At 53.9% G+C, this 24,510-nt stretch carries 22 protein-coding genes and 1 tRNA gene; 15 read left to right on the plus strand and 8 right to left on the minus strand.

Annotation, left to right across the window (positions count from 1 at the left end; translation table 11 throughout):
• The first annotated feature begins 43 nt into the window (after nucleotides 1-43).
• Complete coding sequence (gene mgtE / locus H6G13_RS14535) at nucleotides 44-1,414, plus strand: magnesium transporter (protein ID WP_190483942.1); 1,371 nt, start codon at nucleotides 44-46, stop codon at nucleotides 1,412-1,414.
• A 258-nt stretch (nucleotides 1,415-1,672) separates the two neighbouring features.
• Here the strand turns inward: mgtE and H6G13_RS14540 are convergent, their stop codons facing one another.
• Nucleotides 1,673-1,921, minus strand: a complete 249-nt coding sequence (locus H6G13_RS14540; protein ID WP_190483943.1) for a hypothetical protein — start codon at nucleotides 1,919-1,921, stop codon at nucleotides 1,673-1,675.
• 396 nt (nucleotides 1,922-2,317) lie between these two features.
• Here H6G13_RS14540 and H6G13_RS14545 point away from each other — a divergent pair, with 396 nt between their 5' ends.
• From H6G13_RS14545 to H6G13_RS14570, 6 genes are all read left to right on the plus strand, one after another.
• Complete coding sequence (locus H6G13_RS14545) at nucleotides 2,318-3,649, plus strand: amino acid permease (RefSeq protein WP_199305919.1); 1,332 nt, start codon at nucleotides 2,318-2,320, stop codon at nucleotides 3,647-3,649.
• Between the two features lie 111 nt (nucleotides 3,650-3,760).
• A complete protein-coding gene (locus H6G13_RS14550) occupies nucleotides 3,761-4,411 on the plus strand; it encodes a methyltransferase domain-containing protein (protein WP_190483945.1) in 651 nt (216 codons plus the stop codon).
• 19 nt (nucleotides 4,412-4,430) lie between these two features.
• Nucleotides 4,431-5,879, plus strand: coding sequence for a mechanosensitive ion channel family protein (locus tag H6G13_RS14555; protein ID WP_190483946.1), 1,449 nt, complete (start codon nucleotides 4,431-4,433; stop codon nucleotides 5,877-5,879).
• On the plus strand, nucleotides 5,866-6,201 hold the full coding sequence (locus H6G13_RS14560) for a YhjD/YihY/BrkB family envelope integrity protein (protein ID WP_190483947.1): 336 nt from the start codon (nucleotides 5,866-5,868) through the stop codon (nucleotides 6,199-6,201). Before H6G13_RS14555 ends, H6G13_RS14560 begins: the two co-directional genes overlap by 14 nt.
• A 25-nt stretch (nucleotides 6,202-6,226) precedes the next feature.
• Nucleotides 6,227-7,276 carry an AI-2E family transporter gene (locus tag H6G13_RS14565; protein WP_190483948.1) on the plus strand — a complete coding sequence of 350 codons (1,050 nt, stop codon included), beginning with the start codon at nucleotides 6,227-6,229 and terminating at the stop codon, nucleotides 7,274-7,276.
• A 278-nt stretch (nucleotides 7,277-7,554) separates the two neighbouring features.
• Nucleotides 7,555-8,163 carry a fasciclin domain-containing protein gene (locus H6G13_RS14570; RefSeq protein WP_199305911.1) on the plus strand — a complete coding sequence of 203 codons (609 nt, stop codon included), beginning with the start codon at nucleotides 7,555-7,557 and terminating at the stop codon, nucleotides 8,161-8,163.
• Nucleotides 8,164-8,311: 148 nt separating this feature from the next.
• On the opposite strand, the gene ubiG is transcribed toward H6G13_RS14570, so the two are convergent.
• Together ubiG and H6G13_RS14580 are read right to left on the minus strand one after the other, a co-directional pair.
• On the minus strand, nucleotides 8,312-9,058 hold the full coding sequence (gene ubiG, locus H6G13_RS14575) for a bifunctional 2-polyprenyl-6-hydroxyphenol methylase/3-demethylubiquinol 3-O-methyltransferase UbiG (RefSeq protein ID WP_190483949.1): 747 nt from the start codon (nucleotides 9,056-9,058) through the stop codon (nucleotides 8,312-8,314).
• A 962-nt stretch (nucleotides 9,059-10,020) separates the two neighbouring features.
• Nucleotides 10,021-10,093, minus strand: a tRNA-Arg gene (locus H6G13_RS14580).
• Between the two features lie 517 nt (nucleotides 10,094-10,610).
• Here H6G13_RS14580 and H6G13_RS14585 point away from each other — a divergent pair.
• From H6G13_RS14585 to H6G13_RS14600, 4 genes are all read left to right on the plus strand, one after another.
• Complete coding sequence (locus H6G13_RS14585; RefSeq protein WP_190483950.1) at nucleotides 10,611-11,276, plus strand: Npun_F0813 family protein; 666 nt, start codon at nucleotides 10,611-10,613, stop codon at nucleotides 11,274-11,276.
• Between the two features lie 215 nt (nucleotides 11,277-11,491).
• Nucleotides 11,492-12,481 (plus strand): hypothetical protein, encoded by a 990-nt coding sequence (locus tag H6G13_RS14590; protein WP_242028325.1) that lies wholly within the window; start codon nucleotides 11,492-11,494, stop codon nucleotides 12,479-12,481.
• Nucleotides 12,482-12,531: 50 nt separating this feature from the next.
• Nucleotides 12,532-13,716: a hypothetical protein gene (locus tag H6G13_RS14595; RefSeq protein WP_190483951.1), complete on the plus strand. Its 1,185-nt coding sequence runs from the start codon at nucleotides 12,532-12,534 to the stop codon at nucleotides 13,714-13,716.
• Nucleotides 13,717-13,884: 168 nt separating this feature from the next.
• Nucleotides 13,885-14,994 carry a tetratricopeptide repeat protein gene (locus H6G13_RS14600; RefSeq protein WP_190483952.1) on the plus strand — a complete coding sequence of 370 codons (1,110 nt, stop codon included), beginning with the start codon at nucleotides 13,885-13,887 and terminating at the stop codon, nucleotides 14,992-14,994.
• A 99-nt stretch (nucleotides 14,995-15,093) separates the two neighbouring features.
• Here the strand turns inward: H6G13_RS14600 and H6G13_RS14605 are convergent, their stop codons facing one another.
• From H6G13_RS14605 to H6G13_RS14615, 3 genes are all read right to left on the minus strand, one after another.
• Nucleotides 15,094-15,315, minus strand: a complete 222-nt coding sequence (locus H6G13_RS14605; RefSeq protein WP_190483953.1) for a hypothetical protein — start codon at nucleotides 15,313-15,315, stop codon at nucleotides 15,094-15,096.
• A gap of 250 nt (nucleotides 15,316-15,565) precedes the next feature.
• On the minus strand, nucleotides 15,566-15,787 hold the full coding sequence (locus H6G13_RS14610) for a hypothetical protein (RefSeq protein ID WP_190483954.1): 222 nt from the start codon (nucleotides 15,785-15,787) through the stop codon (nucleotides 15,566-15,568).
• A gap of 140 nt (nucleotides 15,788-15,927) precedes the next feature.
• Nucleotides 15,928-16,101, minus strand: coding sequence for a CsbD family protein (locus tag H6G13_RS14615; protein ID WP_190483955.1), 174 nt, complete (start codon nucleotides 16,099-16,101; stop codon nucleotides 15,928-15,930).
• 419 nt (nucleotides 16,102-16,520) lie between these two features.
• Here H6G13_RS14615 and H6G13_RS14620 point away from each other — a divergent pair, with 419 nt between their 5' ends.
• Nucleotides 16,521-17,114, plus strand: coding sequence for a hypothetical protein (locus H6G13_RS14620; RefSeq protein WP_190483956.1), 594 nt, complete (start codon nucleotides 16,521-16,523; stop codon nucleotides 17,112-17,114).
• Nucleotides 17,115-17,563: 449 nt separating this feature from the next.
• Nucleotides 17,564-19,057 (plus strand): alpha-amylase family protein, encoded by a 1,494-nt coding sequence (locus H6G13_RS14625; RefSeq protein WP_242028326.1) that lies wholly within the window; start codon nucleotides 17,564-17,566, stop codon nucleotides 19,055-19,057.
• 7 nt (nucleotides 19,058-19,064) lie between these two features.
• Here H6G13_RS14625 and codA read toward each other — a convergent pair whose 3' ends face one another.
• Nucleotides 19,065-20,324, minus strand: coding sequence for a cytosine deaminase (codA, locus tag H6G13_RS14630; protein WP_190483958.1), 1,260 nt, complete (start codon nucleotides 20,322-20,324; stop codon nucleotides 19,065-19,067).
• A 435-nt stretch (nucleotides 20,325-20,759) separates the two neighbouring features.
• Here codA and H6G13_RS14635 point away from each other — a divergent pair, with 435 nt between their 5' ends.
• Nucleotides 20,760-21,164, plus strand: coding sequence for a hypothetical protein (locus H6G13_RS14635; RefSeq protein WP_190483959.1), 405 nt, complete (start codon nucleotides 20,760-20,762; stop codon nucleotides 21,162-21,164).
• Here the strand turns inward: H6G13_RS14635 and H6G13_RS14640 are convergent.
• The gene (locus H6G13_RS14640) at nucleotides 21,092-21,814 is read right to left on the minus strand and encodes a ComF family protein (RefSeq protein WP_242028327.1); all 723 of its coding nucleotides are present in this window, start codon (nucleotides 21,812-21,814) and stop codon (nucleotides 21,092-21,094) included. The genes H6G13_RS14635 and H6G13_RS14640 overlap by 73 nt on opposite strands.
• 321 nt (nucleotides 21,815-22,135) lie before the next feature.
• Here H6G13_RS14640 and H6G13_RS14645 point away from each other — a divergent pair, with 321 nt between their 5' ends.
• Entirely contained in the window at nucleotides 22,136-24,478 is a 2,343-nt protein-coding gene (locus tag H6G13_RS14645; protein ID WP_190483960.1) for a putative PEP-binding protein, read from the plus strand.
• The last annotated feature ends 32 nt before the right edge of the window (nucleotides 24,479-24,510 follow it).

The following is a 24,510-nucleotide window of genomic DNA, read 5'->3' on the forward strand; positions in this document are numbered from 1 at the left end:
GAACGAAAGAGAACACAGCCTGACTGCTCAGACTGCTCTCCCCATGCCGCCCACACATTCCCACGAGGCCTATCAAGAATGGCTGCACAATCGCCTATGCGTCTTGATCGAGAACCAGGACTTTGAGGCAGCTAAAGCTCTACTTGTCCCTGTGCAGCCTGCTGACGTAGCCGATGCGATCGAAACCCTGCCCGACAAAGCCCAGGCCATCGCCTTTCGCCTGCTGGCTAAAGATCAGGCTGTTGAGGTTTACGAACACCTGCAGCCCCGGGTGCAGTACTCGCTGATTGAAGACTTTAAACAGCCCGATGTGCAGTCTGTTGTAGATAGCATGTCGCCCGACGATCGGGCTCGATTGTTTGACGAACTGCCTGCCAAAGTCGCGCGCCAGATCGTACAGCAGCTCACCCCGGCAGAGCGCAGCGCCACAGCTCTGCTGTTGGGCTACAAGCCTGGCACCGCCGGACGCATCATGACACCGGAATACATCTCCCTCAAAGAAGGGCAGACGGTGCAGCAAGCCTTAGAAAAAATTCGGCGAGAAGCACAACAGGCCGAAACCATTGCCTACCTGTACGTGACCGATACTGACCGACAGTTGACAGGTCTGCTCTCCCTGCGAGAGCTGGTGATGGCCCCGTCTGATCAGGTCATCGGGGCCTTGATGATTCGCAACGTGGTATTTGCCCACACTGATACCGACCAAGAGGAAGTGGCCCGACTGATCCAGCGCTATGACTTTGTGGCCCTCCCCATAGTCGATAGTGAGCAGCGCCTGGTGGGTATTGTCACCATCGACGATGTGCTAGACGTGCTAGAGCAGGAAACCACTGAAGATATTTATGCCCTAGGCGGTGTGCAGTCAGGCGGCGACTCCTATTTCCAGTCCAACCTGTTTACCGTGGCCCGCAAGCGGGTGGCCTGGCTGATGGTGCTGCTAGTCACTAACACGATGACGACTGCGGTGATTACTAGTCAGGAGGCTGTTTTAGAGCAGGTAATTGCTTTGGCGGCATTCATTCCGCTGCTCATCGATGCGGGGGGTAATGTGGGAGCCCAATCTTCCACTGTCGTCATTCGGGGTCTCAGCACAGAAGAAACTCACATGAAGCGGGCACTCTGGGTGATCTGGCGAGAAGCGATGGCCGGAATCATTTTGGGGCTGATGCTAGGAACTGTCGTGTTTGTCTGGGCCACCATACTGCAGGGCGATATGCTGGTAGCTTTAGCAGTGGGCATTAGTCTCTTTGCCATTTCGGCCATTGCCTCTCTAGCTGGATCAGCCTTGCCCTATGTTTTCAATTCCTTTGGCCTAGATCCAGCGCTGATGTCAGCCCCCTTTATTACCACAGCCGTAGATGTGTTGGGGGTGTTGATTTACCTCAACGTGGCTCGAATAATTTTGCAGCTTTAGGAACCGCCCTATTCCTGTCGGCAATCAACTAAAAAACGCCGCATCACGGAGAAATTGATGGGGCGTTCCAACCAAGCACGATTAAGTATTTCCCTTGGTAGGGATTTCCTAAAGACTGGCCGCAAATTGATCTGTGGTAGGGGCGCAGGGGCCTGCGCCCAGTGCAATATCTTTAGTTCTAATAACAAGAACCAGAATAACCGAAGCTGGGCTTAATTCTTGCTAATTCCTAACAGAGTACAGGAGAATTTTAACTGATCAATCTGGCGAGGTCATCACGCCCATTTCTGAAGCGGCAACCGTGTCAGGGGTGTCGTCAAAAGCAGATTTATTGCCGTCAGCAGACCTAGCAATCTCGTCAGGATCGATGTTTCCAGTACCGCTGGTCGGGACTTGATTTTGCTCCAGTTTCTTTAGGGTCTCATCTTTGACTTCCTTAGACTGCAGCTCCTCAGGGTTAAAGGTGCTGGGGGGTATTGATTGATCTTCGGGATTTTGGGGTGACATAGCTTCAGGTGAGAGGTGAGAAGAAGGTTGGCGTTGGTTGAAGGAACCCCTTGGCCGGGAACCTCTCTATTCAGTGTTGAATTCCCTGATGCTGTCGGTATCTCCCCAAAGGGATAAAGCCGAAAACTGCTGATGGGAAATGTGGTTTGGCAAACCTTAAAGAATTAAACTAGCGGCCCTACCCATCGGCAGAGATCTTCTGAGGGTGCGAGGTTTACTACTTTGGGGCAGGCCGTTGTCATTTTTTCTTCACATTTGCCCCCAACGATGGGATTTAGAACTTGCAGGTTGAGTGCGAGCGACATCTTTCAAAGAATGTCTGAACGAGTTCTTTAGCTACAGCCTTTCATCCCAGCAGCGGAAAAACCCGTGAGTAGATTTAACAATTCTGTTCTTCTGCGGCAGCCTTCATCCGTGGAGGTTGGCAAGCCTCAGCTGCATTTGCCCGGTGCGATCGCATTAATCGTCGGCATTGTTATCGGTGCTGGCATCTTTGAAACGCCGTCGCTAGTAGCTGACAACATTGGCAGCACTCAGGGCGTGATCGGGGTTTGGCTATTGGGGGGTTTAATCTCGTTCTTAGGAGCCCTATGCTACGCCGAGCTAGCCACCACCTATCCCCATGTTGGCGGCAACTACTACTACCTGCAGCGGGCCTTTGGTCAGCCGCTGGCGACCCTGTTTGCTTGGGCTCGCATGACTGTGATCCAAACGGGGTCGATTGCGCTGCTGGCCTTTGTTTTTGGTGACTACGCTTCTCAACTGCTGCCCTTGGTTGGGTACTCGCCCTCGATCTATGCAGCGCTGGCGATTGTGCTGCTGACAGGGCTAAACATTCTGGGGCTGCGGCACAGCGGGCGGGCACAGACTTGGCTCACCTCAGCGCTTATCCTTGGCCTGCTACTGGTCATCGTGATTGGCTTGGCCTTGGCCCCGGCAGCAACTCCGGCGGCGACAGTCTCCTTTGGGCAAGCGCCTGCTTGGGGTCTGGCCCTGGTTTTTGTGCTGCTGTCTTACGGCGGCTGGAATGAGGCTGCCTATATCTCGGCTGAGATTGCCCCGCCTCGGCGCAACATAGTGCGATCGCTGCTGTGGAGCATCGGCATTATTACCAGCATTTACCTGCTGGTCAACCTGGCCTACCTGCGCGGACTGGGAGTGGTTGGCATGGCTAATTCCGATGCGGTGGGGGCAGAACTGCTGCGGCGCACCGTAGGCGAACCGGGTGCGATGCTGATTAGCCTGTTGGTGGTGCTGGCCACCCTAGGGTCGATCAACGCCACGATCTTTACCGGAGCCCGCACCAACTATGCGCTAGGGCAAGACGTTTCGCCCCTAAGCTTTTTAGGAAAATGGCAGCCTGGGCCTGGTGCGCCCACGGCAGCCTACGTTTTGCAGGCTGCGATCGCACTGGCCCTGGTCGGTCTAGGCACCTTCACCCGCCAGGGATTTGAAACCATGGTGGACTATACCGCCCCAGTGTTCTGGTTTTTCTTTTTGCTCAGCACTGCCTCTTTAATCATTCTGCGATCGCGCGATCCCAATCGGCTGCGGCCCTTTCAGGTGCCTTTTTACCCGGCGGTGCCCCTGCTGTTTTGCGCGGTATGTGTCTATCTGCTCTACTCCAGTCTGGCCTACACGGGCGTAGGGGCCCTACTAGGCGTGGCTGTGTTGGGGCTGGGCCTGCCGCTGCTGCATCGTGATTTTTCTCGGCCGTTGCGGCGCTAGCATCGCTGGGTCTTTAGCTAGTGAACTGGTTTCTGTTGGGCTGTTCGATCAGATTTTGTGACCTGTGTTTCTGCCTTTCTTAACTTGTCTTAACTAATGGAGAGATTTGCCATGCAACCCCGCAAACGCCTGTCCCTGCTGTTAGCTGGCGTCAGCATTGTTGGCCTGAGTGTGGCCGGATGCAACTCTGGGCGCGATTTTGAGGCAGAAACAGCCCCAAGCCCGACCCAGGCTCAGCTGGATCAGACCGCCCCAGCCGTAGATCCGACTGCCGACCCCGATCGAGGCCCGGACGTGGTCTATGTGCCCACGCCCCAGCCCGTGGTTGAGGAAATGCTGCGCATTGCCGATGTGCAGGCAGACGATGTGGTCTATGATTTGGGCAGCGGCGACGGTCGGATTGTGATCACAGCGGCTCAACAAGTGGGAGCTCGCGGCATCGGCATTGACATCGATCCCCAGCGCATCCGAGAGGCCAACGAAAATGCTGAGCAGGCAGGCGTTACCGATTTAGTTGAGTTTCGTCAAGAAGACCTGTTTCAAACAGACTTTAGCGAGGCCACGGTGGTTACACTCTACCTGCTGCCCGAGCTGAACCTGCAGCTGCGGCCCCGCTTGCTGGAAGAGCTGCAGCCGGGCACGCGGATTGTTTCCCACGCCTTTGATATGGGTGACTGGGAACCAGATGAGGTGGTGCGGGTTGGGTCTCAAACGATTTACTACTGGGTAGTTCCTGAAAATGCTCAGGCTAAGCTGCAGTAGCCACGGTACGGATTGAAGCATGATTTCCAGAGTCAAAACCCGACGGTGCTGGTGGCGTTGGCTGGGATTTGCTCTGGGTTTGGGGCTAGTCCTAATAGTTCAACTGCCCTGGAGCCAAGCTCTAGGGACATCCCCAGAAGCTGTGCCTGTGCCCGTGGTAGAAGAGGTTGCTCCTGCAGAGGGGCTATTTTTTGCAGATGTGGTAGTGCGAAACCAGCCTGTTTTTCAAATTGGGGGTCTCTCTGATCTGAGCGCTACAGAACGGGCTCAGATCGTCAATCGCCGCATCGCCAGCGTGTTAGCTCAGAATCGGAATCAAACGGTGCGAACGGTGACGGTGCAGCCTGATCCAGTGCGGGGAATCGCTACGCTGCAGGTCAATAACCGGGTTTTGATGACGGTAACTCAGCAAGATTCCCAGGACTTTAACTTACCAATCGAGGAACTTGCCCAGCGGTGGTCTGAGCAGCTAACTCAAGCCTTTGAGCAGCCGCCTTTGGCGATTGACGTGGGCCAGCGACTCTACTCCACCGTGCGGCAGTTTCAGCGCGATGTGATTGATCAACTCCCGGCTCTAATCGGGGCGGTGCTGGTGGTGGTAATGACCTGGCTGCTGGCGGTCAGTGTGCGGCATCTGATGATGACCGGAGCGCAGCACTGGGAGGTTGATCACAACTCCAAGGCACTGGTCAGCCGCTTAGGCTATGGGGCTGTCTGGGTAGTGGGCTCAATCGTAGCGCTGGGAGTACTGGGATTGGATTTTGGCACACTAGTAGGCACCTTAGGCCTGACTAGCGTAGCCATTGGCTTTAGCCTGCGAGACGTGCTGAGCAACTATTTTTCGGGCGTTGTATTGCTGGCCTCGCGGCCCTTTCGGTTGGGCGATCAGATTGTGCTCAATGACTATGAGGGCACCGTTACTCAGATCCAGCTGCGGGCAACCACGATTAAAACTTACGATGGCCGCACAGTCTTTATTCCTAACCAGGAAGTTTTTAATAGCAGCATTGTCAACAACACGACGGCTACGGTTCGTCGCAGTGCCTTTATGGTGGGCATTGATTTTGGGGCTGATATCAATCAGGTCAAGCAGATCATGCGAGAGGCGGTGCTAGCCACGATTGGAGTTGAGCCCGATCCGCCGCCGGAAATTTTGGTGCGAGAGCTGGGGGCCAGTGCCGTCAAGATTGAGGTGCGGGTCTGGGTCAATTCGCGGCGGCTGTCGTTTTTAGAAAGTACGTCGCGGGCTGCCCAAGCGGTAAAGGAGGCTCTGCAGCAGGCTGGAATTGGGATGCCCACAGAAATTTACACCGTCAAGCTGCAGGCTCCCTTGGCGGATGTAGCTGATTCGGCTGATGGCCAAATCGCTCTGGCGCTGCCGCTATCTGCCGCTTCCCGGCAGGCGAGCAACTCCTCTACTTCGGAAAGCAGCACACCTCGTTCCCAGGAGGACCATGATCAGCTTTAAAAGGGCTCGTCGCTTAGTTAAAGGCACGGTGGCTGAGTGGAGATCTCACGAGGTGTCTTTGCTGGCCTCCTCTCTGGCCTATTCCACTGTGTTTACCCTGGCTCCACTGGCGATCATCGTGATTATGATCGTGGGCGCAATTTTTGGTGAAGCAACTGCCCAAGAGCAGCTTGTGGCTCAGCTAGAAGAGCTGGTGGGGGCCGAAGGGGCGGGATTGCTGGGCACTGCGATCGCAAACCGGCGCGACCAAACCGGCGAGGGGGTCGGCAATTTTTCTTTGTTGTCCACTCAGACGATCCCACCCGTTAAGCCCGATAATTAACGTCAGGTAAAAAGTCAGAGTGGCTATGGATAGCTCAGGATTTGACCCCCAGCGGGTATGGCGCTACCTGAATAATGCTCGCTTGATTCGCTATCTGCTGCTGTTTGCTCTGGCCTGGGCCTCGGTGCAGCTACTGGCCTATTTTGAAACGGTCATCGTCGTTTTTGTCTTTGCCGCTATTCTGGCCTTTTTGCTCAACTACCCAGTGCGGTGGGCGACCCGGCTGATGCCGCGCTGGGTGGCTGTCATGGTCGTCTTTCTGCTGAGCCTAGTGATATTGGGCGCTCTGGTGGCAACCCTAGGGCTGACGATGCTCTCCCAGGCTCAGCAGCTCTTAGAGCAGGCTCCTCAACTGCTAGAAGATGCGATCGCACTGCTCAATCAAGCCCAAGTCTTTTTCAGTAGTCAGAACATTCCCATTGATTTCACGACCCTAGAAGCGCCGCTGCGAGAACAGGCCCTAGGAATGATTGGCCTAGGCTTTGCTACCCTACAGGGGTTTCTCTTCCGGTTTGTTGATCTGATCCTGATTGCGGTGGTGGCTTTCTTTATGCTGCTAGAAGGTAGGCAGCTTTGGAACTTTGGCGTGAATCTTTTGCCTCCCGGACAACAAGAGAACCTAACGACCGCTATTCAAGCTAACTTTCTGGGCTTCTTTTGGGGGCGACTGCTGCTCTCGATTTTCTTTGGAGTGTCGGCCTTTTTGGTCTTTGTGCTGTTGGGGGTGCCCTATCCGCTGGTGCTAGCTGCGATCGCAGGCGTATTTGATTTGATTCCTGGCATTGGGGCCACCTTGGGCATTAGCTTGGTTTGCCTGATCATTTTGCCTCAGGGTATTTTCCTCAGCCTTAAAGTGCTCGTCGGCTGCATTTTGCTGCAGCAGGTCGAAGAAAACCTGCTTATGCCTCGAATCATGCAGGGCTCAATCAACATGAATCCAGTAGTGATGTTTTTTGCCCTGCTGGTAGGAGCCAGAATTGCCGGATTGGTAGGCGTCTTTCTCTCTATTCCGATTGCCGGAGTTTTAATCAGCCTGTTGAATATCGAAGCCTTTCGAGGGTCCAAAGACAATTAATTACAGCCCACCTGTAGAGACGCGTAGCCCTCTGGGCGTAGCTGTAGCCCACGTCTCTGCACCCTATCAACAGACTTCGGGCCGCAGATCTGGACGCAGTTGACACGCTTAGCCTTGCCTTCTATGTCCATCCCACTCAGGTCACGTCTCTATACCCGTGGGTAGATTTAGACTCGCCTCAATCTATCCTTAGGACTCTTGTCATAATCCTGTCACATTTCTTAGTAATAGTGAATAGAAGCACCTTCGAACCTAAGTGAAGCTAGGAGATTTTCATTTTGCGTAAACCCATTAAGACTCTTTTGGGCATGACCATTGGCCTGCTAGCGCTGCCCGTGATTGCTGCCTGCGATACCCCCACAGCCGAAACCCCCACGCAGACTCCTACCGCAACTGCCCCTGAAGTTGAACAACCGCCTGCTGTTACGCCTGCCGAAGGCACCGGCACTAGCGATACCGCTAACCGCACCATTGCCGAAATCACGTCCTTCGACAACTCTTTCTCTACCCTAAACACTGCCATCGAAGCGGCTGGTTTAGAAGACACCCTCAATGGCGACGGTCCCTACACAGTCTTCGCGCCCACAAACGAGGCTTTTGAAGCCATCCCTGCAGCTACCCGCGAGCGGCTGTTAGCCCCTGAAAACCAAGATGCCTTGGTGCAGGTTTTGTCTTACCACGTGCTGGCTCAAGATCTGCCTGCAAGCCAAATCCAAGCTGGTGAGGTCGAAACCATTTCTGGTCAGTCTTTAAACGTTGAAGTTGACTCAGGGACTCAAGCAGTTAACGTTAACAACGCCCGCGTAGTTCAGCCCGATGTTCAGGCCAGTAATGGCGTGATCCACGTCGTAGATCAAGTCATTCTGCCCCCTGGCTTTACTCTGTAGAGTCATCCAGCAGGTTTAATCGCTCTGGCTGGATCTTCCTGAATCTCCGTCCTATTAGCCCGGCGCAGTGCGCCGGGTTTGCTTTTATAGCCATTGCCGCAAAGTGTGATCTGTAGAATGGGCACGCTTTGCTTTGCCCATCCAAAACCTAAGGCACACATTTAATCGCTTTGCCAATGTAATTAATAGAAATATCCTCGTTAATAGCAACTTTTATAGTGTTTGTTCTTTTGTATTCCAAATAGCTTGCCAAATTCAGCCGCAGAGCTTCTCCAAAAAGGTCAAATCCCTTAAACTCCAAATCGCGAAAACCGCTTTTCTGCAGTAATTGAGTGAGTTCTTCGGGCGTAATAAACTTATCCCAGTCATGAACGCCTTTTTGAATCTCTCCTAAAATATTCTCCATCAGCCAAATCATCACAAACCTAGACTTAAAGGTGCGATTGATGGTGTCAAAGAAAAATAAGCCATTGGGTTTTAGCACTCTAAAAATTTCTGATATGACGTTAGGCACTTCCTGCACATGTTCTAAAACATCAACACAAATAACCACGTCAAATGCACTGTCTGCATAGGGCATATTTTCGGCTAGGCCCGAGCGGTAGTCGATTTCATAGCCACCTATCCGAGCGTGGTTTTGTGCGGCCTCAATACATTTTTGAGACTGGTCAAGGCCATAGGCATGCACACCCATCGCTGCCATGAACTCGCAGGAGAATCCACCGCCACACCCTACATCCAAGACTTTTAGCCCTTGCCAGCTTTCAACATAGCGGTTGAAGAATTCAAACCGAGGCTTGTTTAAGTGGTAAAGAGCGTAGATGTCGGCATCTTCGTTCCACCAGCGCTCGGCGTTTAGGTCATAAAATTTGAGATCGTTTTTCTTAACAGCCATATAGACGAGTTAGATTGGTTAGCTCCCATTATCTAGGAAGCTTCCCGATCCAAATCGTTAGTAAACATAAAATCTTCATAGGGAGGATTATCTCTAAACTGAGCCAAGCTTCTGCAAATCTCTGCCTTCAAAAAGGATTGCTAACCACGTCTAACTTGCTCTTGACAAAGTGGGCGGTTCTGTTTTCACCTACGGCTTCTACTAGAGCTGAACCAGATGCTGTAGGATGTGTTGTGGCTTTACTCCAACCTAACCCTCGGGGCAAGCTTCGATGCGTCATGCAGGGCGATAACGCACCCTACTTCTGTCTTCTATTAGTCCTGTTACTAACAGCATTGTTGATGACTTCAGAGATTCCCCAACGGCAAACCCCCTTCAGATCGGCCTGTAAGAGGGGTTGTTTGCCATTCCTAAAGTAGGTAAAGGGGACGCTGGGATTTTATGGTCGAACCTAGCGTTTCAGTCTACCTGGTCTAGATTGGGACGCTGGGAGGGATTGAGGTGTGTCAGACCTCTTTCCTCCCACTAGGCTCAATCGCTTTGCAGCATTCAAACTATCAAAACAGATTAGAAGTTCAACCGTAGAAACAAGAGGCTGTTTGAGAGGGGATCTGTTGTCGCTTTAGTCACCTGCTGATCCCTCCTGCCCCCTTAAAAGGGAGGTTGTTCAGGCTCAAAGTCCTTTTAAGGGGGGCTTAAGGAGGATCTCAACCTTTTGCCGCATAAAGCAGACCCTTTCAAGCAACCTCATGAGTACATTTGTTCGATAAACCACTTTTCCATGCTCACAGCACTCAAAAGCCGTTTCATACTCAATTCGCACTCAAAAACTGCAGGCTGAGGTCGTCTTAAGAGCAATTCCACGCTTTTGTGAAATGCCATCGTGGAAAGGCGCTAAGGCTGGAAAAGTTGAAGCCTAGGCGGTGTAGAAGCTTTAGGTGGTTACTTTTTGTTTTGAGTAACGGGTCCTACTGGATTCGAACCAGTGACCGACCGCTTAGAAGGCGGTTGCTCTATCCCCTGAGCTAAGGACCCTTTTGCTGCCCGATTGATTGAGAAGGCTTATTAGCGTGTTCTCGGATCTGATAGGGTTGCTTCCAAATATTAGCGAGGTAGATGGGATCTAGCAACTTAAAGGGAAATCTAGAGAAGGCTGCTCTGTCCCAGACTGCCTTGTGCAAGGGGTTGCCCTGTCTATTTATTATCAGCATTGCCTGAAAAGGACTGCGATAGGGTATTAGTAAACAGATAGCTCCGCAAAGCGAACAGCATACACAGGTGATTTGTGGGCAGGTAGATGGGGATTAACTTTCCTGTCAAAGGGGACTACCTCCGGGCCTCGACTCATATTTCAGAGGTGTTTGCCATAGCTGTGTGTTGTGGAGTAAATAGCTCATTAGAATAGAGCAACCCTACCGGGTTAGGCTGTCGGGTGACTTTAGGGTGCAATACTCCTAAGGAGCGGTGGGGTCAGCACGCTGTTAGCGTGAAATCGCCTGCTGCAGCCATTCAATCAGGTATCTGACCTCCATAGGAGTAAACAGGCCACGTCATGTTTATTCTCAAGCGGCAGGATGTTGAAATCAAGAACGTTCCGCATCCTAGCAAAGACCAGCAGATTCCAATTCTCTCCTATCAGGGTCAGACATTTCGTCTGTTGAGTGTGTTTACCGCCGCTCAGGAGGAAGAAGCCAGGTCGCTCTGGCGAGATTTGACCGACAACAAGGGCAAAGCCTGCGTGTTGTTGGAGGAACCCGATCGCTTCAGCATTTGGGGCAAGGTGCGGCTTGACCAGTTTGAGGAAGAGTCTCCAGGGGGTGAGGTTCCGGCTAACGAGGCGTTTATTCAGGCTTGTTTGCTGCTGCTGCAGGTGCTCTACATTGATGTAGAAGATTTGCTGGGGGCCAAACAGGCCAATTTGTTTGAGAAGGATGTTGCCGATGCCTTTAGAGAGTGGCGGTTTCCGATGGCTGATTCTGATAAGGCTGTGAAAACGCTGCTGACGGTTGATCCGCTGGCGATGACTCAAGTTCCGCCTTGGCAGGAGCACCATTTACAGCGGCTGCTGGGAGAAGCCTACCGGATTGGTAAGGAGTATTTTGGCAATGCTAGCTTTGTTCAGCGATCTATGGAGGCGCTGGAGGACATGACTGCTAGTGACCGGCAGATGGTGCTGCGGTGGCTGCAGGAGTCTCCTTCTGGCAAACTTTGGCTCTAAGCTTTGGCTCTAGAAGGAAAGCTGCCTTTTTAAGAATCGTTGACTGTCGGACAGTATCGGGTGCGATTGTGCCACCCTGACTGAACAGGAGAATACTTCGCCGCTACAATGCTTGCGTAACCTGATGATCGTAGGCATAGGAAGAAATCAGGTGCGATGGTTTCCTGGCCCGATGTTCTGATTTCTTCTGATCCCATTGTGTAAGGAGTCTACCGTTGAGCAAGTCTGCCTCTGCTGCATCTTCTCGTTCTTTAACGACGCTGACAGTTGCTCTAGGTGTTGCCTGGGGGATTGTGGCGCTGTTGTTTTTTCTATTGTTTAGCTCTCCGGGGGTAGATGGTGAACAGCCTGGATGGTTTCTTGTAGGCATTACCATTCTGGAGGCGGGGGCATTTGCGGTATCTTCTATGCTGTGCTTCCGCAACTGGCGCAGTTCACAGATTGTCAGTGGCCGTGGTGTCTGGCTTTGGATTGGTCTGGGGCTGCTGTCTTACACACTCGGAAATTTGCTGTTCTTCTTGTGGGGCACTGTCTGGGGTCTAGACCCGGCGGTATCTCTGGGAGATTTTTTCTACATTCTCAGCTATATCTTCTTGGCGGGAGGAATGCTGCAGGCCGTACTGCCGCGACGGTTAAACCTGGAGCCGCCTCAGTGGCTAATTGTGGCGGGTCTAGGCCTGGGTGGTGTTTTGATTGCCTATTTCGTCAACTATCAGGTAGTTGGACCGTCGCCTACAGCTGAGGCGGCTCCGCCTGTAGTGCAGTTGGTGCAAACTGTGGCACCGCAGCAGACGCCTTTGCCTGCTGAAGGGGCGGCTCCGGTCGTGCCTGCGCTCGAGGAGGAACCCAATACGGCACCGGCTTGGGTGCTGCCGCTAGACCAGCGACTAGAGCCATTTCAGTCGGCGGTAGGGCTGCTGTATGTCGTTGCTGACTGCATCTTGCTGGTAATTGCGGCGACGCTGCTAGTGGCTTTTTGGGGCGGTCGGTTTTCTCAATCGTGGAAGTTAATTGCGATCGCAGCCTTCTGTCTCTACATTGCCGATATGTTTTTTGCCTACTCCGTAAACGTGGGTACCTATCAAGAAGGTAGCCTCTGGGAGGTGTTTTGGACGTTCTCAGCAATCTTCTTTGGCCTAGGAGCTGTGGTAGAACACGCAATTTCTACTCAGTCTCGGCGGAGTACGCGACGTCGCAGAGCCTAGCTAGGGAACTAAGATATTAGATGGCGATGACTTAGGCGAGTACGTACCTCATGGCACCGAGCAAGCTGTCTGACGCAGACAAGCAGACTATTCTTGAGCTATACCGTCAACCAGAGGAAACCACCTCAACTCTGGCTGAACGGTATAGCGTCAGCAACAGCACGATCAGTCGGTTGCTTAAAACGCAGCTGCCCGAAGCAGAGTATGCGGCGCTAATTCAGCAGAAGCGGGGCGGCTCGGTGGAGACAAGCCAGCCAGTTGCGTCTCCACCCCCGGCAACGGTAGCCCCAGTAGAAGTGCCTGAACCTAAGGTGCCTGTAGTAGAAGAGGCCACCGTAGAAAAGACTCCAGTCGAAAAGACTCCGGTCGAAAAGACTCCGGTCGAAAAGGCTTCAGTCGAAAGGGCTCCAGTTGAGGTGCCCTCAGTCGTTAGGGACGAGGCCGAAGTGCCTCCGCCCGCTCCCTCGGTTGTGGCCAAAGAGCCTGTAGAGCAATCCGCGCCTCCCGGCAAAATTCCCCCTCCGCGTCGCCGATCCCGCAGCGAGGTTGCCGAGACGGCAACTCCCGAGTCGAGCGAGTCGATGCAGCTGCCCCTGTTAAAGGACAACAAGACCGAAGGCCCCAGCGCCCCTGACTACGGCCTGCCTCCTATAGGCGCTGTGGCAGACGAGCCAGAACTCCTGCCAGTAGCTCAGGAGGAGGCAGTCGCTGCTGTACTGAATAACAATCAGTCAGTGGGCGCAGATTATGATGACGACCTCGATGACCTTGATGATCTAGATGACGATGACGACGACGATCTAGATGACGATGACGATCTAGACGATGAAGAGATGGGGAACTGGAAGTTTTCTAAGGGGGGTACACCCCAGCTGCAAAAGGTGCAGATCAGTCCTCTAACGACCTCTGCTCTACCTCGTCTCTGCTATGTCGTAGTTGAGCGCAACTCTTCAGAGCTGGTTACCTGCCCACTGCGAGATTTTGCGGAGTTGGGTCTGATTCCAGAAAACGAAATTGACTCTCGCACCTTACCAGTCTTCGACAACCACCGGATCGCCCGTCGATTTTCTCGCCGTAACCAGCGGGTGGTCAAGGTACCCGACGGCAGGATGCTGCAAAAGACCAGTTCCTACTTGCAGGCAAAAGGGATTACCCGGCTGTTGATTGACGGGCAGATCTACACCCTGGAAAATGTAGCGCCTGTATCAAATAGTTCAGAGTTTGAAGAAGATTAGCTGTGTAGCGGCTAGATTCAGTGCAGTTGCGGACCCCTATCGGTAATAATTTTTACCAACGGAACTTCCGGGTACCCCGTTGAAGTTTTGTATAGGGGTTTGGGTGGGATGTCTACTGCCTAAACCACTTTCATCAGACCACTTTCATAAAAAGAGTTTGGTCGAAGTATGTCCCAGCAGTCTGCAATTCTAGAAGGTCAAGCAGCGCTCTACTTTCAGGAGGAACTTGCTAACTGTAATGCTCGATTAAATGAAACGCCTGAGGATGTTGGCACCTGGCACTACCGAAGCTATTTGCTGGGGTTGCTGGGCCGCTACCAGGAGGCATTAATCAGCTATAAAAAAACGTTGGTATTGGACGCCGAAGATGACAAGATCTGGTGTAACTATGCTGCGCTGCTAGTCTGCTGCGGCTTCTTAATTGATGCCGTATCTGCCTACGACAGAGCTCTGCAGCAGGCTCCAGATAGTGCTCGCGCCTGGCATAAGCGAGGCGAAACCCTGCACCAGCTGCGCGACTACATGGCTGCGGTAAAGAGCTATGACCGAGCGCTAGCCTTAGAGCCAACCGCCTGCCGCATTTGGTTTAACCGAGGTTTAGCGCTCTACCACTTGGGTTGTCACCAACAGTCAGTAGATAGCCTACGAACGGCAATTGAGCATCGTTCGGACTTTGGCCAAGCCTGGAACTGCTTGGGCTACTTGCTGGCGCAAAAGAAGCAGTATGAGGAAGCGATCGCATGTTTTGATCGGTCTCTGGCCCTAGACCCTGCTAACTCTAAAATTCATCACTACCAGGCTCATGTTCTGCGGCAGATGGGTCGCTTCTCTGAGGCGATGGAAAAGCTAGAGCAGGCCACCCGCCTAGATCCACTCAACCACCGCCACTGGTTTTTAAAGGGAATTACTCTGGGCAAACTGCGGCGTTATAAGAGCGCTAAGGCTAGCTTGGAGCAAGCGCTCAAGCGGCAAGGTCACCACGCTGAGGGCTGGCTAGCGCTGGGGTTGACCCTGCGTAAGCTCAAACGGTTTGAAGACGCCATTCAAGCCTTTAACAAATCTTTGGGGATTGATCCTAATCAGGCTGCCGCTTGTTTCCACCAAGCCTGCTGCTATGCCCAACTAGATCGGCCTGATTGGGCTGTGGAGAGGCTGCAACGTGCGATCGCACTTCAACCCGAACGCTACCTCATCCGCATGCAAACTGAGCCAGCCCTAGCTGCACTTCGTCTTGACAACTATCTCGACAATCACCTCCTCTCCCTCACTAGTCGATGAGAGGAGGCAACTATCCAGCGGGGTTAAAGCACGCTTTACCCTGCTTAGCGTCAACATCGAACCTGTCGCTAGCCGACAGCCTCACTGTCAACAAAGCGGCTAAATGCGGCTCTTAAGCAGTGACTTAGCTCGGTCAGCTAGCTGACGGTATTGGGTCTGGGCTTCTTGGAACAAGGAAGCGGCTTCTTCGTCCCCAGCATCACGAGCATCTGAAATGTATTGCTCAATGGTTGCGCTCCCTTCTAAAGCGTGATAGAGAACGCTAACCAGGTCATATTGCCGATTCTCAGTACCCGTGTTTTGTTCGGTTGTGGAAGCCATAATTTGAGTCTCCTACTGTTACAAAGTGATACCAACTTTTGAAGAACATATCCTGTTGGTATGCCTCCACCCTAGTCATCCTGTCCAGAAAGAATGTCGCTCTGTTGGTGTAGACACTGCTCTTTCACATGGCAGACCTTTTGTAACCTCAGAGACGTTCTAGGCGAAAGGCTGGGTTAAAGGTTTGTATGACATGTAGGGCTTTGATATAGCAGTAGGGCTCTAGCTGCAGTCGGCGATACGATACAGCTCAGGTCGATAGAGAGCAGTTAGGAAAACGGCCCATCTTACAGGCTTCAACAATTGCATTGCGGCACTTCAAAGGCGAAGACCCTGTTCGTTTAGAAAGGGTCTTTAAGCTGATCACCGGATGGCTTTCTTGGGGAGCCTCTAGATAAAGTTCAAAGGCAGCTTCAAGAATATCTAGGTTTAGAGACCCTACCGCTAGAGATTGAGTAATCAGGTTCAACATTTGAGTTCTCCTTGCAAAACAAATGTGCCGCTTGTGGCCTAGGCTTATTCCTGGGGTTTATTGTTTAAAAAAGCCTGGAGAACGTGTGCTCCCCAGACTTTTTTAGTCAGCTAAGCTAAGCTTCCTCACGCTCAAAGCTCTTACCCTTTGAAGGCGTCTTTGACATCTTCTTTGGCATTGCGAGCGTTGGATTCAGTTTGCTTGGCCTTACCTTTGGCCTGATCTTCAGGATCGCCGGTCACTTTGCCGAGCGCTTCCTGAGCTTTACCTTCTACATTTTTAGCGGCTGCTTTAGCGCGTTCTTCGGTAGACATAAGTGTTACCTTTGTGTGTCAACTTCTACACAGTATTAAAAAGAGTCCTAGGAAGATATCTGTCTTAAGTTCGAAAAGCGTGCCAACTCATGTCTATAGAACTTGGTAGATTAATGAACTCTTTGAGCAGCGTTATTCTAAGAAGCCTTGAATTAACAGTCCTTGGAAGTATCGGATGAGCCGTGAAGGCAAAATCTAAGGAAGGCTTTTTGTAAATTTCCTCTTTTTTTAGGGCCAATCTCTCAAAGAAGATAAAAATTATTGCTGCTGTATTTAATTGCAGCCTTTTAGCTGAGCTTGCTATGCCGGAGGGATTAGCGGGTTAGCGTCTTTGGAAGGAAGGCATTTCTATCAAAAAATAGGCAAATTATAGAGAGTCATATTAATGGCCCTTTAAAAACGGAGTTGAGCTAAAAGCTATGCAACCAAGAGATCCCTATGAGGCAGATAGCTCGTCTAAAGTGGCGAACGATGTCCGCATGGCTAGAGAAGCAGAACTAATCGAGGAAAATGAGCGGCTGCGAAATGCTCAAGCAAAACGCAACACGGGCGCTCAAGGCAATCGATTAGCCAAAGAAAACGAGCGGCTCCGGGGTGAGCAGGCCTACCGCGACAGTGCTGGAGCAGTCGGGGGGCTGGTCATTGGCGTGTTGATTTTTGCGCTGGCAGTATTGGGAATTGGCGCATTTTTCTACCTGGGGCGAGACTTGGGGGCCGACCAGAGCCAACCCACTCAGCCTCAGCCAGAAGCTAGCGAGGGACAGGACATTAATATCAATGTGCCTCAACCCCCTCCCATTACTGTTGAGCCGCCACCCCAGCAGCAAATCAATGTAGAGGTGACCCCTGCACCTGTGACAGAAAACAGGAATCCTAGCCCGCCCGCTATTGACACTCCAGCAGGCACGGCTGAAACGCCTCAGGCTCCTGTAACCAATCCCCCTGCGGCTGCCCCAACAGCTCCAGAAACAGCCCCAGGAACGACTGCTGTGCCTCAGCAGGAGGCGAATTAAGAAACTTCCTTCAATTGAGAGGCCAGTCTTAACCTACCTTTCAAGCTTGACTGGCCTCTTAATCAATTTTCTTAAGTTGTTAGTTTCACAGCACAGCCTCAGGCTCTAAGTCTGAGGCTTTTGTGTCGGTACTGGTTAGCCAGTGCCTAGGCGCTCGGCTATTAACTGGCAGGTGTGCTGTAAGCCAGCGCAGTTGGGTTAACTAGGGCGAACAAAGGGTAAAACAACTCGTCTGCAATGCCTTACCATTGACCAGGCAGTTAGGGATGGCCAGCAGTTAGGGGCTTGGTTTACCTTTGAGGCTCAAACAGTGCCTTGATGCGGCAGCAGCGCCGATTGGCTAGCCAATTTGCATAGCCCCAGCTCCAGCTTCCCAGCCTCTTGTGAAGGAAGCAATTGATCTTAGCCTGTTGAAAAAACTGACGAGAAGACGTATGTGGAAGTGGCTCATGAGTGGGGCATCCCTGCTGGGGATGGTGGTGCTGGTGGCGGCGCGGTATCCCCAGCCTGTCAGCCTCACGGTTCCGGTTGCTCCAGCCGCTTCCCGTACAGCGTTTGTCCATTTGTTTGAGTGGACCTGGGATGATGTAGGCCAGGAGTGTGAACAATACCTGGGGCCGATGGGGTTTCAGGGAGTGCAGGTGTCGCCTGCCCAAGAACATGTAGTGCTGCCACAGCAGGGCTACCCGTGGTGGCAGCGCTACCAGCCGGTGAGCTATCGCTTAGAGAGTCGTAGTGGGGGGCGGCAGGCCTTTGCAGCGATGGTGCAGCGCTGCCGTCAAGCTGGAGTGCAGGTCTATGCTGATGCAGTGATCAACCACATGGCCGGGATCGAGGGTGGCACTGGCAGTGGCGGTACGGCTTTTACTAAGTACAGCTATCCGGGCCTGTATCGGCCAGAAGACTTTAACGCTTGCCGTCAGTCTGTTTCTGACTACGATAACGCTGAGGATGTGACCCAGTGTGAGCTGGTCGGCCTGGCGGATCTCAATACAGCATCGACGCATGTGCAGGCCGAAATTGTGACCTACCTGCAGGACTTAGTGAGTCTGGGGGTTAGCGGGTTTCGCATTGATGCAGCCAAGCATATGCGATCGCAAGAGGTCGGCACCCTTCTCACTCAGCTGCAGCAGCGGGTTGGGCCGGGCCTCTATATCTATCAAGAGGTCATCGATCCGGGCACAGAAGCCATTAAAAAGCAGAGCTATTACTCTCATGGCAATGTGATTGAGTTTGAGTATGGGCGGCTGGTGAGTGAGACGTTTCTCGGTCAGGAGGGCCGCCAGCTAGCCGATCTAGCTACTTTGGAAGAAGCTTGGGATCTAGCGCCATCCAGTCAGGCCGTTGTCTTTATCGATAACCACGATAAGCAGCGAGGCCACGGCGGCGGCGGCAGCTACCTGACCCACCGAGAGCGACCGCTCTACCTGCTAGCCAATGTTTTTATGCTGGCCCATCCCTACGGCACGCCCCAGGTGATGTCGAGCTATTCCTTTTTCGATAGCGACCAGGGGCCGCCCGCTGATGCGGATGGTCAGACTCGGCGTGTGCATCAGGGCGAGTCTGACGCCTGCTTTCAGGCCTGGGTCTGTGAGCACCGCTGGACTGCTATTGGTCAGATGGTGGGCTTTCGCAATGCTACAGCCGCCTCTTCGGCCGTGACCGACTGGTGGAGCAATGGCGATAACCAGATCGCCTTTGGGCGGGGCAGTCGCGGCTTTGTCGTGATCAACCGAGAGGCGGCTCCCCTGCACCGTACCTTTGCTACTCAGCTGCCCGCTGGCCGGTACTGCAATGTGATTAAGGGCGGGCTGGCTCCTTCGAGGCGAGACTGTCAGGGGCAGGCTGAGGTGATCACAGTGAACGCATCGGGCCAGTTTACGGCAGCGGTGGCGGGCGTAGATGCGATCGCAATCCACGTTGGGGCTAAGTTGCCAGACTAGCAAGGGCTTAGTGCCACTGGGGCTGGGTTGGCTTGGTCTCGACCAGCAGCCTACCCTGAGAAATGACGGCCCTGACTACTGGGCGACGGCGAATCGCGTCGTAGCGGTCGGTGGCATCGAGCACAATCAGGTTGGCTGCATTGCCCACCTCCAGGCCATAGTCCTTCAGGTGTAGGGTGCGGGCTCCGTGGTGAGTGACCATGTCATAGCAGGCGTTGATCTCGTCGAGTCCCGTCATTTGGCAGACGTGAACGGCCATGTTGGCCACGTCGAGCATATTGCCGGTACCGAGGCTGTACCACGGATCTTGAATGCAGTCATGGCCCAGACTGACGTTGAGGCCGCTCTGCCAGAGTTCTTTGACGCGGGTGACGCCGCGCCGCTTAGGGTAGGTATCGGTGCGGCCTTGGAGCGTAATATTGATCAGCGGATTGGCGATAAAGTTGATCGACGTGCGCTGCAAAAAGCCCATCAGCTTGAAGGCGTAGGCATTGTTGTAAGACCCCATGGCAGTGGTGTGACTAGCCGTGACCCGACTGCCGCAGCTGCAGCGAATAGCGCAGGCGTTCACTACCTCTAGAAAGCGAGATTGGTCGTCGTCAATTTCGTCGCAGTGAATGTCGATTAGCCGGTCGTAGCGCTCGGCCAGATCAAAAATTCGATGCACTGAACGCACGCCATCTTCCCGCGTTAGCTCGTAGTGGGGAATGCCGCCCACGACGTCTGCACCCAGCTTTAGAGCTTCTTCTAGGCGGGCTTCGTTGTCAGGGTGGCTGTAGATGCCGTCTTGGGGAAAGGCGACCACCTGCAGGGTGATCCAGTCTTTTACCGTTTCTCGCACCTCTAGCAGCGCTTTGAGGGCGGTGAGGCTGGCCTCGCTGACGTCGGCGTGGCTGCGAACAAAGAGAACGCCCTGCTGGGCCTGCAGCTTGAGCGCGGCAATGGCTCGTGTCTTGACATCTTCTAGGCTGAGGTTTTGCTTGCGATCGCGCCAGATATCGATGCCTTCAAACAGGGTGCCGCTCTGGTTCCAGCGGGGCTCTCCGGCGGTGAGCACCGAGTCGAGGTGAATGTGAGATTCGACAAACGGGGGACTGACCAGCTGACCGCTAACATCTAGGGTGTGCTGGGCAGGTTGGTCTAGGTGGGGTGCGATCGCAACAATGCGCCCCGCCTCAATGGCAATATCTACCAGGGGATCGTCAGCAGACTGGTGGGCCAAACGGCACTGCCGCAGCAGCAAAGAAGCAGAAGAAGCGTCAGACATAAAATTGAGCGAACCGAAAAGGCAGAGGTCTGAGGATGTTTTGATTCTAAGTTGGCCCCAGGTTAAAAACTGCCATTTTTGTAGCAACCCTGCAGCAGCCCCAAAGTGGCCCGAAAAGAGTCGCGATCTAGATCGGCTTGCCCTAGCCATTCTGCTAAGAATTATGAGATGAGAGGACTGAGCTTATCTGAGATCGGTGTATGGTGAAATTTATTTAAGTCTGAACTCTTGTAAGCCTTTAGGGTTAGTAGCTAGGGCTAATTGTCCAGTAAACCTATTCTGTTTAAGGGTCGGGCAGCAGCACTGTAGTAGATAGTGAGGACAGTAGAAAAGGAGCAAAACCAAGCCGTATAAAGTGCTTTTGACCCAGGTTTCTAAGGGTGAGCTCGATACTCCAATCACGTTAAGAGTAGGGGTTGTTTTACCGTCTAGGCTATGCAAACTACCTGTTTCAACCACCACCAGCGCATCTGCCACATCGTTGCCAGCTACGGCTTGACCGGAGACGATCCGGTGCCCTTTGAAGATTACTTAGCTAGCCTAATGCAGGCGTTTCCAGAGCCCCTTATCGAACTGGCAATTGTCGAAACTTTGGTGCAGCAGTGGTTGCGGGTGCCCCTGCTGCGGGGCATCGAGTTTTTGCAAACGGCCCATCAGGTACTGCAGGGCTGGGATCCGGTGGTTGAAAGCCGGTTAACCCCTGGTCATTTTGAAATGATTACTGGGCTAGACCCTGCCCCCATCTTCAAGGCCCTAGAAGCGATCATTCAAGACTGCTCTAGTGCAGCTGAGGGCATAGCCCGAGCGATCGTGCTTATCCCAACGACAGAAATACCGTAATGCCTAAGCGTTTGGGCGGCTGAGAGGGCCGTAGCGCCAGTAGTGTAAATATCGTCAATCAGCAAAACTGGCCCTGAGGGACGATGGTGATGAAAGGCTGGCCCCAGGGCAAAGGCTCCGTCTAGGTTGTGCTGTCTGGCCTGGGCACCCAAACCATGCTGGGCCTGAGTCGCCCGCACCCGCACTAGCCCCTGAGAAGCCAAGGGCAGGTTGGTCAGGCGGCAGAACCAGTAGGCCAAAAGTTCAGCCTGGTTAAAGCCTCGCTGGCTCAATTTATCGGCGTGTAGGGGAATGGGCACGACAATGGGCTGTTTTTTCTGAGACGGGTGTAACCTGGGGTGCTGGTGCTGCCAGCACTGCCCCAAATAGCTCCCAAAAAGCTGAGCCAGAGCAGGCTTATGCTGATATTTGAGCAATCCCAAGGCCTGCCGCAGAGATCCCTGGTAAGCGCCCCAGGCTAACACCGGCAGAGGTGACTGCAGTCCCTGGAGTGGGGCCGACAGACGATCCTGCTCCAGGCGTTTGCGGCAGCTGGGGCAGATGCCGCCGGGGGAGGTGCGATCGCACAGCGGGCAAGGCGAGGTCAAAAAAACATTGAGCAGTTGAGTCAAGGGCACGGTCAGCGCTGGCCCTGGTTTAGGCATAGCCATAGGGTTCGGCAGAGTTCTAGCCCCATTTTGGCTGTAGCTGCGATCGCACCAGAAGCGTAGATCTAAGGAACTTTGGCAAATCTTTGGGTGCTCTGGCTCTGGTTGCGAGGGTGTAGAGTGAGCTGGGCTAGTCCGGGGCTCACTGCGGCTGCTGGGGAATTCTAACTGTGGACGTTTTTGAAGAACGCCCAGGTTTCATAATGAGGGTGGGCGATTTGTGGATATTTTTCACGAAACTGGGCAAGGGTTCATTGTGATAGGAAGTTTTGCCGCTGCTATCGATGCAGGCACCGATTGCTCCATAACTCGTTAACCTAATTAATGCTTCCTTTTCGCTTGCTGGCCCAAATAGCCGATGCAGATCTTGCTGCTGTCGGCGAAAAAGCAATGGCGCTTCGAGATCTAAAGCAGCTTGACTTGCCAGTGGTCGAGGGCGGAGTGTTGCTGGCTGATACCTGGAGCGATCGGTTGGCTGAGGTGATCCAATCCACTGGCATGGGAGATCTCAGCCATCTAGACCCAAGCCAGCCTCAGGTGTTGCGACAGACGGCCCAGACCCTACGGCAAGCATTCCTAGAGCACCCTTTAGATCTGAACCTAGCTGATCTGTTGGAGCACGTGCAGGCCCCTTGGCTGCTGCTGCGACCGTCACTGATTTTGGCTGGGCCGGGCCAGGGAACGCCTCAAGCAGCAGCTGAACTGTTGGGCCTTTTGGCAGCCCGCCCCTGTGTAGCCCGCCTAGATACGATCGCAACCGAGCTTAAACAGCTTTGGGCCGAGAGTCTGCGGGCGAGCAATCTGCTGGTATGGCGACAGCACTGCCAGAGCCTGCAGCAGGTGCAGATAGCCACGCTAGTGCAGCCGCTTTACCCCTCTGAGATTAGCGGCACGATCATTCTGGGAGAAAAAACCTTTTCTCTAGAGGCGGTTCTAGGCTTAGGACAAGCGCTGGCCCAAGGGGCAGCGGTGCCCGCTCGTTGCCAGGGCAACCTGCTGCAGCTAGAGCGGATTAGGTGGCAGGCGGGCTACCAGGAGCAGGTTTACCGCCTGCGGGAAAAGCCTTCAGGGGTCAGCGTTGCCGGGCTAGTTGTGCAGCCAAGAGAAGAGCCAGAGCTCCCCGCTCCCCTTACCCTAGACCAGATGCAGGCGCTACTGCGCCTAGGCCGTCAGGTGCAGCAGCAGTGGGGCCTGCCGGTGCGGCTGGAGTGGCTGATTTATAAGCATCCTCAGACCCGGCAGTCTAGTCTTGTCATTACTCAAGTCAGCCGCTGGTGGGAAGCTCTTGAGGAAGGGGCCATCGCAAGCCAGGCTGGGGCTCCTGCGCCCGATCAGGCAGCCCTGCTGACTGAAATTAGCGGGGTTGTGCAGGGCATTGGGGCAGCTTCGGGCCGGGCGATTGCCACGGCAGTTGTGCTGCAAGCAGGGTCGCTGGCGGCACAGATGACGCTGCCGCCGGGCTGTATTGTGGTGCTGCCCGATCTGCAGCCTGAGATGTGCGTGCGGCTTCAGGGGGTAGCCGGGATTGTCACGGTTCGTGGCGGGGCCACTTGCCATGCTGCCATTTTGGCTCGAGAACTGAATATTCCGGCGGTGGTGGGGGCTCCCCAAGCAACTGAACTGCTCAAAACGGGCGATGCGCTCTGGCTAGATGGAGACCGGGGCTTAGTCTATCTGTTGCCTGAGGATCAGGCCGGTCGCCCCCTGTTTGAGAGCCTGAGTAAAGCTCTGCCCACCGCCCCTAAGGCAGACCTGCTCGATCTGCCGGACGCTGCCGCAGGCTCTACAGCAACTCAGGTAATGGTTAATCTGAGCCAGGTGCAGCGGCTGGGTGACTTGCCCCTGGAGCAAATAGACGGGGTGGGGCTGCTGCGCTCAGAGTGGCTGCTGATCGATATGCTGGAGGGTCGCCACCCGCAGCAGTGGGTGACGGGGGGATATGGGGTAGACCTGCAGGCCCGGCTGGTAGAAAAACTGGCCCCCATTCTGGCAGCGTTTGCGCCGAGGCCTGTGCGCTATCGCTCGCTGGACTTGCGATCGCACGAGTGGATTAGCCTAGCTGGCAGCCCTCCCGCCGAGCCCAACCCGATGCTGGGCATTCGAGGCACCTTCAGCTATCAGCTAGATCCTCGCCTGTTCAAGCTAGAACTGGGGGCTCTGGCCGAACTGCAGCGCCAGGGTCACACCAACCTGCAGCTGATGCTGCCCTTTGTTCGCACTGTTGAGGAGTTCGTAGTCTGTCGCCAGTGGGTCGAGCAGGCCCGATTGTTCCAGGCTCCGGCTTTTCAGCTCTGGATTATGGCTGAGGTGCCTTCGGTGCTGTTTCTGCTACCGGCCTACCGGCAAGCCGGGGTACAGGGCATCGCCATTGGCACCAACGACTTGACTCAGCTGCTGCTGGCCGTAGACCGAGACCAGCCGGTGATGGCTTCGGCCTACGATGAGCGTCACCCAGCCGTGATTGCGGCCCTGGCTCACTTAGTCCAAACTGCCCGACAGCAGGGGTTGACCTGCTCTATTTGTGGGCAAGCTCCGGTGCGCCATCCTGAACTCATTGATGCCCTAGTACAGTGGGGAATCTCCTCTATTTCCGTAGAACCAGGAGCCTTGTTGGCTACCCGCCGAGCTGTTTTGGCCTCGGAGCGGCGGCAGCAGGGCCTGCTTTAAAGAACTGTAGACCTATAAAACTTCCACAGCCC

The sequence above is a fragment of the Pseudanabaena sp. FACHB-2040 genome (assembly GCF_014696715.1).
Lineage (GTDB): Bacteria > Cyanobacteriota > Cyanobacteriia > Phormidesmidales > Phormidesmidaceae > JACVSF01.

What these genes read in the sequence shown, in the direction of transcription:
- H6G13_RS14625 (WP_242028326.1), top strand. Translation starts at nt 17,564, where the DNA reads ATGAGTGGGGCATCCCTGCTGGGGATGGTGGTGCTGGTGGCGGCGCGG.
- mgtE (WP_190483942.1), top strand. Translation starts at nt 44, where the DNA reads ATGCCGCCCACACATTCCCACGAGGCCTATCAAGAATGGCTGCACAAT.
- H6G13_RS14555 (WP_190483946.1), top strand. Translation starts at nt 4,431, where the DNA reads ATGATTTCCAGAGTCAAAACCCGACGGTGCTGGTGGCGTTGGCTGGGA.
- H6G13_RS14635 (WP_190483959.1), top strand. Translation starts at nt 20,760, where the DNA reads ATGCAAACTACCTGTTTCAACCACCACCAGCGCATCTGCCACATCGTT.
- H6G13_RS14620 (WP_190483956.1), top strand. Translation starts at nt 16,521, where the DNA reads ATGCAACCAAGAGATCCCTATGAGGCAGATAGCTCGTCTAAAGTGGCG.
- H6G13_RS14645 (WP_190483960.1), top strand. Translation starts at nt 22,136, where the DNA reads ATGCTTCCTTTTCGCTTGCTGGCCCAAATAGCCGATGCAGATCTTGCT.
- H6G13_RS14600 (WP_190483952.1), top strand. Translation starts at nt 13,885, where the DNA reads ATGTCCCAGCAGTCTGCAATTCTAGAAGGTCAAGCAGCGCTCTACTTT.
- H6G13_RS14585 (WP_190483950.1), top strand. Translation starts at nt 10,611, where the DNA reads ATGTTTATTCTCAAGCGGCAGGATGTTGAAATCAAGAACGTTCCGCAT.
- H6G13_RS14565 (WP_190483948.1), top strand. Translation starts at nt 6,227, where the DNA reads ATGGATAGCTCAGGATTTGACCCCCAGCGGGTATGGCGCTACCTGAAT.
- H6G13_RS14560 (WP_190483947.1), top strand. Translation starts at nt 5,866, where the DNA reads ATGATCAGCTTTAAAAGGGCTCGTCGCTTAGTTAAAGGCACGGTGGCT.
- H6G13_RS14550 (WP_190483945.1), top strand. Translation starts at nt 3,761, where the DNA reads ATGCAACCCCGCAAACGCCTGTCCCTGCTGTTAGCTGGCGTCAGCATT.
- H6G13_RS14595 (WP_190483951.1), top strand. Translation starts at nt 12,532, where the DNA reads ATGGCACCGAGCAAGCTGTCTGACGCAGACAAGCAGACTATTCTTGAG.
- codA (WP_190483958.1), bottom strand. Translation starts at nt 20,324, where the DNA reads ATGTCTGACGCTTCTTCTGCTTCTTTGCTGCTGCGGCAGTGCCGTTTG.
- H6G13_RS14640 (WP_242028327.1), bottom strand. Translation starts at nt 21,814, where the DNA reads ATGGCTATGCCTAAACCAGGGCCAGCGCTGACCGTGCCCTTGACTCAA.
- ubiG (WP_190483949.1), bottom strand. Translation starts at nt 9,058, where the DNA reads ATGGCTGTTAAGAAAAACGATCTCAAATTTTATGACCTAAACGCCGAG.
- H6G13_RS14615 (WP_190483955.1), bottom strand. Translation starts at nt 16,101, where the DNA reads ATGTCTACCGAAGAACGCGCTAAAGCAGCCGCTAAAAATGTAGAAGGT.
- H6G13_RS14610 (WP_190483954.1), bottom strand. Translation starts at nt 15,787, where the DNA reads ATGTTGAACCTGATTACTCAATCTCTAGCGGTAGGGTCTCTAAACCTA.
- H6G13_RS14540 (WP_190483943.1), bottom strand. Translation starts at nt 1,921, where the DNA reads ATGTCACCCCAAAATCCCGAAGATCAATCAATACCCCCCAGCACCTTT.
- H6G13_RS14605 (WP_190483953.1), bottom strand. Translation starts at nt 15,315, where the DNA reads ATGGCTTCCACAACCGAACAAAACACGGGTACTGAGAATCGGCAATAT.